Source organism: Paenibacillus sp. FSL R10-2796 (assembly GCF_037965315.1).
Lineage (GTDB): Bacteria > Bacillota > Bacilli > Paenibacillales > Paenibacillaceae > Paenibacillus_AQ > Paenibacillus_AQ odorifer.
On the sequence record NZ_CP150178.1, the window covers coordinates 926,084 to 939,113 of the forward strand.

Below are 13,030 nucleotides of genomic sequence, written 5' to 3' on the forward strand. Positions count from 1 at the left end.
AGTTGTCCAAACAAACAACGGGGGCCTTTACACTGCCGGGAGAATCCGGTTATGAGGCATTGACCCTGGAATTAGCTGAACGTTGGGGTGCCGATGTCATCCGTGACAGTGACGGCACACAGTTGTCCGATGAGATTATCAACGCAGGATACGGCATTTATTCTACAATCTGCATCATCAGAGATCATAACGAATGGGCGTCACAGAATTCAGACAAACTGCAGCAGAGCTTTTTAATAACTAATCCGAAGGTAGCGGTACAAGATTATTTATCCATCTATCTGATGGAGGATTTTTTTGCTGAACAATTCCGAGTGAATGATTCCAAAGAGGCGTTTAAGTACTGGCAGGTTTTTGACCGAACGACGGGCGAAGAGGTTCCAAGAGAACTGTGGAATTATGAGCGGGAATCGGGAAATGTAGTCATTACTGGAATAACGCCTTGGCATAAATACACAGTCAGCTTCATGGTCTACCGGATTTGGGAAGAGATCTCCATGTACAATCACACCACGAATCACTGGGAAAAAGAGCATCTGATGCAGATTGATCCCATCTATGTAGAAACGCAAAAATATTTACTCCATTGGATAGAAGATTGGTGTCATAAGCATAAGGAAACAACAGTGGTTCGGTTCACCTCCCTCTTTTATAATTTCGCCTGGATCTGGGGCAGCGATGAGCGCAATCGCCATTTGTTCTCGGACTGGGGTTCATATGATTTTACGGTAAGCTCAAGGGCGCTTGATCTGTTTGCCAAGAAATATGGGTATTCGCTCACGGCCGAGGATTTTGTGAATGGTGGGAAATATCGGGTCAGTCATATCCCGGCGCAGCAGCGGAAGCTGGACTATATGGCATTTATCAATGATTTTGTCATCGAATTTGGTAAGCAATTAATTGATATTGTGCATAAGCACGATAAGCTGGCGTATGTCTTCTATGATGATAGTTGGGTTGGCATGGAGCCTTACAATGACCGTTTTGAGGAGTTTGGTTTTGACGGGATGATTAAATGTGTGTTCTCAGGGTATGAGGCAAGGCTTTGCTCTGGTGTAAAAGTAGATACCCATGAGATTCGGCTGCATCCCTATTTATTTCCGGTTGGATTGGGAGGGCTTCCTACGTTTATGGAGGGAGGTAACCCTACGCTCGATGCCAAAAAGTATTGGATTAATATCCGGCGCGCCTTGCTCAGAGAGCCTATAGATCGGATTGGACTGGGCGGATATTTGCATCTTGTAGAGCCTTATCCGGATTTTTGTGATTATATCGAAAAGATCGCGGATGAATTCAGAGAAATTAAAGAGCTGCATCATAAAGGCAAACCGTATCACATTAAGACGAAGGTAGCCATTTTGCACGCTTGGGGCAAATTGAGATCGTGGACCTTGTCCGGGCATTTCCATGAAACGTATATGCATGATCTGATTCATATCAACGAGGCTTTGTCCGGGTTGCCGGTTGAGGTGCAGTTCATTGATTTTGAAGATATCCGTAAGGGAGTATTACAAGAGTGTGATGTAGTGATCAATGCCGGCTCGGCAGGTTCAGCATGGAGTGGTGGAGAATATTGGAGTGACCATAAGTGCGTGGACTTACTGACAGAATGGGTTTATGAGGGCGGTACTTTTATAGGTATCAATCAGCCTTCGGCGCTTGATGGTTATGACAGCTTTTTCAGAATGGCACATGTGCTTGGTCTGGATGAGGATACAGGCTCCAAGGTAGCTCATGGAAGATGGACATTTGAGGCTAGAGATGAGCAAGGTTTAGTGCCTGAAGGAGCCAGCATAACACCTAAAAATAACATCTATCTTACGGATGGCTCAGCAGCGGTATTGTGTGAAAAGAGTGGGATGATAACATTGTCCACCCATGCCTTTGGTAAAGGAACGGGGATCTACCTGCCTTCTTTCACCTTAAGCTTTGAAAATACAAGATTGCTGTTAAATGTGATCCGTTTTGCCGGCAATGAGTTAAAGGAAACAAAGTATATTACGGATAATTTATATACAGAGTGTGCTTATTATCCAGAAAGTAAAATACTCGTCGTGATTAACAATAGCGACCAGCTTCAAAAAACTACGATCGATACGGAATATGGACAACAAACCCTGGAATTAGATCCGTTTGATACTATTATCCGAACTATTGGCGATTAATCCCATTAAAAAAGCTCAAGCCAGGGCTAACTTGCCGATGCTTGAGCTTTTTGCTGTGAGGCCTATAGTATCTGTTATCTACTTATTTTGCTTTTATGAATTCAGCAGATTTGATCCCAGCTTGACGACCAAAAATAATGATTTCTGCAACAGAGTTGCCGCCAATCCGGTTTTGTCCGTGTAAGCCTCCTGTAACTTCGCCTGCCGCAAACAGACCAGGGATAGCTTCACCATCTTTATTTAGAACCTCTGTGTTCGTATTGATCTTCACGCCACCCATGGTGTAGTGAATCCCAGGAGCAATTTTAATAGCGTAGAAAGGACCAGTGGACAGGTCATTGTCCATTCCTGTAGTTCTGCCAAATTCGGCATCCTTTTTATTCTTAACGGCGCTGTTCCAAGTATCAAGCGTTGTTGCCAGCTTATCCTCTGGAACACCGATTTCTTTGGCCAAAGCTTCGATGGAATCCGCCTGAATCACGAAGCCCATTTTGTCATATTGTTCAATAGCCTTCACACGGGATTTAACACCGGAATCAAAGACCAGCGTAGCTGCTTTTTCAGGTAGTGTATTGATGGAAGCTGTTACTTTATCACGGGTATCCAATTCGTTGGTGAACCGTGTACCTTCACTGGAAACAAGGATAGCGCCTTCCCCACGAACAGCTTCGCCGATGAGGTAGGATTTTTCTTGCTGCACAGTCGGGTGAACTTGGATTTGATCCATATCGACGGTTGTGCCGCCGAGTTTCTCAATCATCTTGATGCCGTCTCCGGTACTGCCGATTTGGTTAGTAGTAACGTAGCCTTCCAAGTCAGGTCTTACTTCGGAGATCAAATCCATATTGGCACCGAATCCGCCAGTGGTTACAACGACAGCATCTGCCGTAATTGTTTTTTCCTCTGTTTGGTTAAAGAGGACCTTGACGCCATTTACCTTGCCATCTTTTTCAGTGATTTCTTTGACATCAGCATTCACGAAAAGTGGGATTTCTTTCTCTTGTACGTTTTTTACTAAACCTTTGACAAGGTATTGACCCACAGCAGAGCCATCTTCAGGACGGTGTGTACGTTTTTCGTTCATGCCGCCTGTAATGGTGATATTGTTCAAGCGGATTCCGATGGAATCCAGCCAATCGATCGCACTCGCGGAATTATCAACGAAGAAACGCAGCATTTCTTTGTCGTTAGTGTCATGGCCACCTTTTAATGACTCTTCATAAAATAAATCATTGCTGTCTTCAATGTTTTGTTCTTTTTGGAATTTCGTTTCAGAAGCGTTCATCCCCGAAGAGGATTTGGTTGTGTTCCCGCCGGCAACCGGCATTTTTTCCAAAATAACAGGGTTCATGCCTTTCTCTTTGGCCTCAAGCGCCGCGGACATTCCCGCACCACCCGCACCGACAATGATGATATCATATTTATCTTTTAATTGATCGAATGGTGTGTAGCTTGCTTCAGATGCCCCGGAGACGGCTTCAACTTCTTTTTTCTCGTTGTTATTACTCTTGCTCTCGTTCACCTTGTCGTTTCCATTACCGCAACCTGCGGTAACGAGCATGACAGAGAGGACGAGACTCAGAGCACCAGCTGCTTTCTTTTTCATTGTTAACCCTCCACTTTTATATTTCTCTATTAAGATGTACCAAAAGAACCCGACAAAAAAGAAAGGAAGTATCAGAGGGAGTTGGAAGTGGAGAAGCGCGCGCGTCGCTGTTGTTCTCCAAACTTCAAATCTTCTACGGTTACGTCCACAGTTTCCATCGTTATTCTCTTTAGTTCATCTTCTTATTAAGTATACCATCAATCATGACTATTAGTGAAAGTTTTCACAAATTATACAAGTCGTCTATTCTAACATAGGGTAACGAAATATTGAGCGGATTAGGCGGAAAATGGACCATAAACCATATAACTAGAAGATTTGGCGTGAGATTTTCTCACTGTAGAAGTGGTAACTGTCACGGATTAGTAAAGCGGTTTTTGTTCTTCTGGATTTTTAAATGGTAAAATGAGAGTATTGCCTACTAGTCAATCCGGAAAGACTAACATGAGACATAGAAACAAATTCTAATTAATAGGTGAGAATATGGAATTTAATAATGTAATAAAAGAAAAAGTAAAAGAAGATAACTATAAAGTGTTTGCTTTACTAAGCCGCTATTTGAATAATACCCCCGACTTTATTAACAAAGAAGAAATTGAAGAAATCGTAAACTGTGGTGTATCTTATGAATACGCTTTTGGTTTAATGCTGGCTGCTGCTTTTGGGATGGATACGGTTGATAATGTTGATGATAAGGAATTGTTCAACCAATATTTTAGCAATATGCTTCATAAGCTTGATGCAAATGAATATTATGACAATCCATATTATAAAAATATCAAGATACCAACTATAAAGATTAATAATAGTGAATTAAAATATGAAAAATATAAACCTTTTGAAGGTTTTGTTTGCAATGATATCATCCGGACAGAAGAGGGAAGACAAATTCCTCAGGTTGGTTTTTTTCAAACTGAATTCATGTTCCCGGCTGTCTTGGAGAATGACAGAATCTGGATGACGATCACGCCAAATGAAATAGAAACAATGAAAGAAGCTGTTGATAAAGCGTTTGGGAATGTTCTTACGTTTGGGCTTGGACTTGGCTATTATGCTTATATGGTTTCTGAAAAAGTTAATGTTGAGAGCATAACGGTTGTTGAAAAAAATCAAGATGTCATTGATTTATTTAATAAATATGTACTGCCACAATTCAGTAATGCTCACAAGATCAGGCTTATCCAAGAAGATGCTTTCGAATATGCAGAACAACATATGTCTAAGGAAAAATATGATTTTGTATTTACGGATTTATGGCATGATGTTTCTGATGGAATGGACATGTATTTAAAAATGAAAAAGTTTGAAAAGAAAAGCCCGGATACTGTATTTATGTACTGGATAGAACAATCTATTTTATGTTATTTGTAATTTTGAGTTGCGTTAATCTGTTGTAGCTGACTCCGAAAGGAAGAACCCATTTTTGAAAACTCCTATATCTATCATAAATTGGCTAGAGCACAACGAAATCATGAACGACTTATTAAATCAGGAAGACAGCTTAACTGCGCATACAATGGATCAAGGATTTGAAGCTGAGGTCATGAGGATTAATTCTGATCAAGAGAGCTATGTACTGAAAACATGGAATAAGGAATCCAGACCGGATGTCCAGTTTCAATATCGTTTATTGGATGTTCTATCCGAACGAGGAGTAGCCGTCTCTAAACCAGTGGGCTGGGGAATCAATCCGGAGGGACATAAGGTGTTGTTAACAAGTTTTGACGGAACCCCTATTCATAAAATGAATACCAGGAAAATGAAGGAACTCGCAAGCCTATTAGCAAAAATACATAAGATTCGCGTTGAAGAGATTGGAAATATACAACTGCCAAAATACGATTTCATCGGCTATTTTTTCCCTGAAGCCAAAGAACAATCTGATATTTATAATGTGTTGACTGCTCTTGTTGAGCAAACTCCAATGAAGCAAGACTGTATCATTCATGGGGATTTTCATATCGGAAATATAGTGGAGGATAAAGAGCGATATACCATAATCGATTGGACGAACGGCCAGTTGGGAGACTCTAGATATGATTTTGCCTGGTCACTTATTCTGCTGAAAATATATATCTCTGAGCGTTATGCTGATGTGTTCCGAACTGCTTATCTATTGGAAAATGATATGGATCAGGAAGAACTTGAGATCTTTGAAGCTTGGGCATGTCTACGGTGGATTTTGCTGAATAGAAGAGGTAGCACACCGAAAGGGCCTAATACAACGAAGAGAGTGATAGGCTTAATCGCTAATAATCGGTTTTTAAAAAAGATGGATAGTAAATTGTTCTGATGTACGCAAGGATGGATGGATTTTCTGGGAGATTGGAAATGTAATGTAACACCGTACATTATTACGTTATTAAATTATTTGTGGTATATTAAAGGTAGAAAAGACGTAAAATGCAAAGAGAGCCGTGCTGTAACACGACTCCCAAGGCAATAGCCGCTTTTAAGGGCGGTAGGCTTCAGCAAATAGGACACGACAGATAGACCGCATGCCTTTGTGAGTGGGCGGTCTATTTGCGTTTATTGGACAGCAGCGCTACGATAAGCGAACCAAAGGTTAGCATAAGCATCATTGCTTCAAACACTGTCACAAGGCGTCCCTCCCTTCGGTGAGAGGTAGCCGACCGACCCTTTAAGCCTATTCTATTTGCTCCACCAGTATAGCATAATCGTTTGAAAGAGAATTAAGACTCTTGTCATAATACTCCCTAGGATTGGAGTAGTTTTCCATTTCCTCTCTTTGTCTCCGCAACTCTCTCCATTTTGAAACTTCCGTATCACATTTGCGATTTTTTGATTCCCAATTGTAGGACGTACCTCTCTTTCTAAATCTCTTCTTTGCGAATTCCCAAACTTCCGATTTTCATTGGATTTTCAGTTTGGGTGTTTATAATGCTTTTTATGAATCGGGGCAGCGGATTGTAAAGGGCTTTCGATTGCGCAAAGGAGGTTTTCCATGATAAGAGGAATTCAAAAAACATTGTATCTCATACTTGCATTCTTTATCGGTCTTTTTATCGCATCCTCCTTTTTTATTAGGGCGAAATATAATTATTTCGTATATGGGGACACGCCAATTTTGGAGAGACAACAGCTGGGTCTTTTTATTCTAGTGATCGCAGTGGTGCTGGCATTAAGCGTTATTTTGTATAAAATGTGCCTGAAGCTTAATAAGTACAGTTGGAAAATAGTCATTCCAGCCATACTGCTGTTTTCTTTTGCAATCCAGATGGTGATTATCTTTCTGTTTCCACGCTTGCCGACGGATGATTCGCAGACAGTGCTTTCATTGGCACTCGACATGCTGTACAGGAATGATTATTCGTCGTTTGACACGAACGGCTATCTGCATATGTTTCCGTTTAATTTTTCGATCGTTTTATATTTAAAGACGTTGTTGTTGATCTTTCCGGATAATTATCTGGTAATCAAAATATTTAATATTCTATTTACACTCTTAACCTCATTAATGATTTACATGCTGTATAAAGAGCTCAATTATAAGTCCAAGGATAAGGATTATGGCATCCTCGTGTTTGCTGCAACCTATATCCCTTCATTGTTTATGAGTAATTTTATCTATAACGATGTGATCGCTACCGCCTTTCTGACAAGTGCTTTATATTTTGCCATAAGATTTATCAAAAGAAGGTCCATTAAGGATATTCTCTTCGCAGCTCTCTTACTGGCAATAGGCAACTATTTCCGCAGTATCGGTGTTATTTTTCTGATTACCGTGGTGGCGGGTCTTTTATTCAACATACGTTCTATCGGGGTGAAAAAGGTTTTTAGCGCTTTGGTTATCACGGCCATATTGTTTAATGTCCCCGGCTGGACGCAAAATGCTGTGTTGCAGGCGACGAATGTTGTAGATGAACCGATGAACGAAAATTCCGCACCTGTCTACATGTGGCTGAATATGGGGATCAATCTGGAGACGTTTGGGTTCTGGGACAACCGGGAGAGCTACGCTATCTATCAGCAGGATGCAAATTATAATAAGGCAGAAAGTACGGAGTTATTTAAAGAAGAAATCAGTAATAAACTCTCCGAGGCGGGCCTAAGTGACTTAGTGAAGATGTATTATAAAAAAATCGTTTGGACCTGGACGGAAGGAACCTACCAGATGGAACGATATGGGCTCGGAAATGACGGATCATCCAGTAACGGGGGAAGAATGGGCTTTGTCATGGACCGTTATAGCTACACTAATGCTGCTACGGATTTGTTTAAGGCAGACTCCAATTATAGAAGTGGAATGTTGTGGCTGCTGTATGTTCTGAATTTTCTGATGTATGTATTTATACTCGTTCGCTTAATGGGTGGAATAAGAGCCAAAAGATTTGAAGAGACCTCTTTGATTCTTGTACTGCTGGGCTTTATCGGATTCTATCTTTTATGGGAGATCAAGTCCCGGTATATTTACCCGGTGTATCCGCTGCTGATCGTATTATCCTATATGGGTTTTAAGGACGTATACGATTATATGTTAAAAAGATATTTTCCACGTTAACTATGTTCGCTCGGAAAGAGGGGATTCAAAGATGCGGATCAAGCGATATTTCGCTTTGCTCATAGCAGTGCTAAGTTGTTCCATGGTGCTCGTCTCCTGCGATGCTATTACCGCACAGAAGATAACGAGTACTGACTCCGGGTCAAGAGCGAACGGGGGACAGGGCTTCACTGGCGGGCGGGGTAAAGATGGGGGCGGATCTCCCGGCATGAATGGTGGGACAAGGAGAAACGGCAACCCAGGTACAGATAGCGGTGGCGCACAAGGTGGACGGCAGTGAACAAATTTCATGAACTTGCCCCAAGCCTACGAAGATTAAGTGTGATAGGATAAGGTTACATTTAAATTCCCCGCGGGGGTAAGAAAAGGGAGCACCATGAGAATCATTATATCGCCTGCCAAGAAGATGAAGATGGATACGGATTTCTTGGATTGCCGCCAGATGCCGCAATTCATAAGCGAGTCGCAGACTCTTCTGGCCTTATTACAAAAGTTGAATTATGAAGAAGCCAAATCGTTATGGAAATGCAATGATGCCATCGCCACGCTGAATGTGGAACGGATTCGGGATATGGATGTAACACGGGATCTTACACCGGCTATCTTTTCTTATGAGGGTATCCAGTACCAGTACATGGCACCAGGGGTACTTCAAATGGAGGAGCTGGAATATCTTCAGCAGCATTTACGGATATTATCAGGGTTCTATGGAATTGTCCGGCCATTTGACGGCGTTGTTCCGTACAGGCTGGAGATGCAGGCAAAGCTTAGCGGACCTGGTTTCAAGTCTATCTACGAGTTCTGGAACAGGAAGCTGGCAGATCAGCTGTTTTCGGAGACTGACATCATTCTGAATCTGGCCTCTAAGGAATACAGCAAGTGCATCTCCCCTTACATTGGCGGGAATGTTCGAATGGTTAGTTGTGTATTCGGGCAGGAGATCGGCGGTAAGGTAGTAGAGAGAGCGACCCTGGTCAAGATGGCCAGAGGTGAAATGGTACGCTTCATGGCTGAGCGGCAAATCAGCTGTGTGGAGGATATCAAAGGCTTCGACGGATTTGATTTCAGCTTTGCTGATGAGCTGTCGGATGAGAGTACGTATGTGTTTATTCAGAAAAAGAATGAATAGAGCAAGCAGTACATGATGGGTAATTCTGAAGGGGGTTGAATAACCTGCTTCAGGGTTACCTTTATTTTTTGGTCAACGAAACCAGATGCTGAATTCTAGTTTTTTTAAAGGGGATAGATTAGGGTATAGAGAATAAAGTTCGGGTGGAATAAGAACAGGTTAACGAGGAGGACTTATGATTTTCAAAAGAGATCCATTGGATAAACAGAGCTTACTTAAAGAATTGGATTCGCTAGGCTATTCCGACAGAATCAAAAAAGTAGCAATCCTAGGCCGTGATCATCTCGGATCTGTCCAGTACTCCCAATTACTAGCCTCTTTGCTGGAGGATGGTGTTTATGAAGCACGACTTGCCTTAATCGGCGCCATTGCAACACAAGATGATGCTATTATTCTATCAGCACTGCGGCATCCCAAGGCAAGTATCAGAAATACGGCTGCGGGTCTTTTGGCAAAGGTGGCTTCGGATGCTGATATTGAACGTGAGCTCCCCCATTTATCCCATGATTGCCGCCGCAAGCTGCTGCATAGTATTTCACAGATTAACCGTCAGGAATTAGCAGAACGCTTATTGCCTGTAGTGTATGCCCGATGGGGAGCGGAGGAAGCCGCGATTATATTGCAGGCCTGTTATTCGGCTACGGTAAGTAAATGGCTTGCTGATATCGGGTATGCCATAAAAGACTGGAAGAAATTATCCAGCCGGCATCTTAACGTAGTAGCAGAATACTTTGCAACAACACTGGAAAGCACACCACTCAGGGAAAAAGGCTATGTCTGGTGGAGATTCTCATCAGCTCTGGAGATCCTATGCAATCTGAAGGCAGACTTGGTGCTGGAGTGTGCGCTGAATCATGGACCTATGGGCATCATACATCCTGCGTTAAAAGAACAGCTTGGCACGCTTGTACGCCAAAATCCTAATAAGGTATATCAACTGTTAACACGAACGGAGTCGCGGAGCGATCTGATTTCTTATGGTATTCCTGAAGCTGTTCTTAAAAGGAAAAAATATTTATCCATGGATCAATGGATTGAGATAGCGAAACTACTCGCAGATCACCCTATGCACATAGCAAAGCTGCTTCAGAATATTGCACCCTCTAACCGCAAGGTCATTTTCGATGCTGTGTATGAAGAAGATAAACGCAATGAACGCATTTTTCCGGAAAGATTACTATATGTATTACCACATGCCTTGCGTGACAAGGAAGCCACCCGGATGCTTGGCCTTCGTGAAATCAATGATGACCGGGAGAGAACAGTCAGATTTACTGCTTGCCGTTCTATTCTTCATTCAAGAGCGGGACTTGAACAAGCAACACAGGTATCCAGTGCAGACGAACGTGCCACGGCGCTTATGCAGCTGATCAGAAGTACCGTTCTGTCGAGACAGGGCATGAATGAAACTTTGGTGTATCTGGGCCGGATTAAAAATGATCAGGATCCCGTCCGGGGCGCTGTGTTTAAAGAGCTATCGGAAAGTCCTGCGTCTGTGTTCACGGATGCCCATGTACAAGAGCTTACTTTGCTTGTTGATAGTGTTATAGAGGCCAGAGATACTTCATATGGTACAAAATTTTCCGTTCAACAACTGGCGTTTGCTATTCTCCGGCATAACGCATTACATCCTCACGGTGAGCTGTTTAAGTTTTCTTTAAATACGATTCAGAAATTGGCCAAGCAGAATGGGCAGCTTTCCCTTCCATCCTTGGAGAAGAATTTACCCCGGGGAGTAGAAGAGATTATCTTCGACGAAATTTATACATTAGCTGTACAGGCCAACAAAAGAGAAGATTACAATCTGGTGTTAAGCCTAGCTAGCTCTTTCGGTAAAAGAGGTTACGGTATCATAAAACTTCAGAATCTGTTAAAGGAAGCAACGAGGGCAAAGGCAGATTCTACAGCCATACAAGCGGCCAGATACTGGCTTGCGCCTCGTACAACGCGTGATGCCAGAGTTAAGGAATTATTAGCTTTAGATAAATCGTATATTACGATCCATGAAGTGTTCCAGCATCTGCATCTGAAGCGTCAGGAATGGTTCGATCCTTTTATTTCAGGAGCTATCATTAAGGGCAAGTTCCTATCAGGCAAAACTATCTATCTTGTGCCGGCCGCGGATGGATTCTACAGATGGCTGCCACGTCAGCAACAAGCTTTAAGTGCCTTATTAGAAAAAATTGCATACGATGCCAAACGTAATCTTTGGGAGCGTGCAAGCGTTATTAAGATCATGGCAAGCATGCCTGATCTCGGTTCGGATAGGTTACTTGGGTTTATGCAGGATAAGGAAGTAACTGTAGTAGAAGCTGCACTTCATGCCTTTTCGCTTATGGAAGAACCGGAGAAGGCACTTCCCGTTCTGCTAGAGAATCTGGATGGGGACCGGGCCCGTGTAGCCATGTACTCAATACCCAGATGCATCCGCAGGGTGAATCCGGTGTTACTGGTTACCATGCTGAAAGAGCTTCTGAATCGGGATAAGCTGAAGATCACTGTCAGAAAAGAAGCCATCCGCTTACTGGGCGCTTATAGAAGGGATGACAGCCTTCCGCTATTGATGAATGAGTTCGAGAAACCCAATGCACACAAGGATGTAATCATAGCCATAGGGCATGCTGCCAAACAGCTTTTAGATGATGAACGCGCTTGGGATATGTTAAGTACAATGGCTTCTTCATCAGAAAGTGACATCGCAGGAAGTTTATTATCTCAACAGCCTAATGCTCTTCCGCTAGACTTTAGACCACGTTATCTAGGATTAATCCTTGAAATTGCCAGGCACCAAGATGCGTATATTGGCAGATATGCTTTCATTTCTATGATGCGGTGGACAAATGGAAATGAAGGGATTGTTGCAGCTGCCACCGCTCGGTCTATTACGGATTTGGAAGACAGCACTAGATGGGAAACTGCTATGAACACGCTGGTAGAAACCTGTCGCGATGGTAAGATCAATGAGGTTGTAGTTGGTGTATGTCAGAGACTGGTTAGTGCAGCGATAAGGGATGAATGGAACGCCACTGCCAAAAGAGATTTGCCTCATCGGCAACGTCTACTGAAATTAGTCAACCAGCTGATAGCTTTGCCAAAAATCACCCGGATGCACCTTATCCCTTTGTATACGGACCTGATTGACTGTCTGGCATCTGATGAGACCTTACAGCAAGCTGTGATGAAATTGTATATAGCAGCAATAGATTGGAATAATATGAAGGAATCCGCCAATTATCTCAATCGGATGGTTACCACTATTTCAAAGCAGCCCCAGCTATTAAGCGATGTCTATAAGCAGGTCGCGTATAATTTAGAAGAGAGCACGGGATACTGGAGTCCGGAAACTTTATTGGAAATTGTAGATGTTCTAGGGTCTGAGAGCCGTTATGAATCTCAGTATATTGGACTTTCGTTGCTTGAAGTTGCCGGAAGTGCTCTATTGTGGAGTCCAGAGCCTGCAGAGCGTCTGCGGTTGTACAGAAATCACACGAACCTTGCGGTTCGCTCACTTGCGCTAAATATTTGGACGGCGATAGATTAGTTTTTGATATTTTTTTGAAAATATAAAGCATCAAAAAAGCTCAGGCTGCAAATCGGCCTGAGCTCTT

8 protein-coding genes are annotated in these 13,030 nt (G+C 42.6%); 7 read left to right on the forward strand and 1 reads right to left on the reverse strand.

Annotation, left to right across the window (positions count from 1 at the left end; translation table 11 throughout):
* Window positions 1-2 precede the first annotated feature (2 nt).
* Entirely contained in the window at window positions 3-2,165 is a 2,163-nt protein-coding gene (gene gnpA / locus NST58_RS04220; protein WP_248549421.1) for a 1,3-beta-galactosyl-N-acetylhexosamine phosphorylase, read from the forward strand.
* Window positions 2,166-2,247: 82 nt separating this feature from the next.
* Here the strand turns inward: gnpA and NST58_RS04225 are convergent, their stop codons facing one another.
* Window positions 2,248-3,771, reverse strand: a complete 1,524-nt coding sequence (locus NST58_RS04225) for a flavocytochrome c (RefSeq protein WP_036684833.1) — start codon at window positions 3,769-3,771, stop codon at window positions 2,248-2,250.
* Window positions 3,772-4,254: 483 nt separating this feature from the next.
* Here NST58_RS04225 and NST58_RS04230 point away from each other — a divergent pair, with 483 nt between their 5' ends.
* The 6 genes from NST58_RS04230 (at window position 4,255) to NST58_RS04255 (ending at window position 12,963) form a co-directional block, all read left to right on the forward strand.
* Window positions 4,255-5,142 carry a hypothetical protein gene (locus tag NST58_RS04230; RefSeq protein WP_339246412.1) on the forward strand — a complete coding sequence of 296 codons (888 nt, stop codon included), beginning with the start codon at window positions 4,255-4,257 and terminating at the stop codon, window positions 5,140-5,142.
* 100 nt (window positions 5,143-5,242) lie between these two features.
* The gene (locus NST58_RS04235; protein ID WP_339189564.1) at window positions 5,243-6,064 is read left to right on the forward strand and encodes an aminoglycoside phosphotransferase family protein; all 822 of its coding nucleotides are present in this window, start codon (window positions 5,243-5,245) and stop codon (window positions 6,062-6,064) included.
* 672 nt (window positions 6,065-6,736) lie between these two features.
* Window positions 6,737-8,293, forward strand: a complete 1,557-nt coding sequence (locus tag NST58_RS04240) for a glycosyltransferase family 39 protein (protein WP_339246413.1) — start codon at window positions 6,737-6,739, stop codon at window positions 8,291-8,293.
* Window positions 8,294-8,324: 31 nt separating this feature from the next.
* Window positions 8,325-8,573, forward strand: coding sequence for a hypothetical protein (locus NST58_RS04245; protein WP_076185123.1), 249 nt, complete (start codon window positions 8,325-8,327; stop codon window positions 8,571-8,573).
* Between the two features lie 96 nt (window positions 8,574-8,669).
* Entirely contained in the window at window positions 8,670-9,422 is a 753-nt protein-coding gene (yaaA, locus tag NST58_RS04250; protein WP_076305248.1) for a peroxide stress protein YaaA, read from the forward strand.
* A gap of 175 nt (window positions 9,423-9,597) precedes the next feature.
* Window positions 9,598-12,963, forward strand: coding sequence for a HEAT repeat domain-containing protein (locus NST58_RS04255; RefSeq protein WP_339246414.1), 3,366 nt, complete (start codon window positions 9,598-9,600; stop codon window positions 12,961-12,963).
* Window positions 12,964-13,030: the final 67 nt, after the last annotated feature.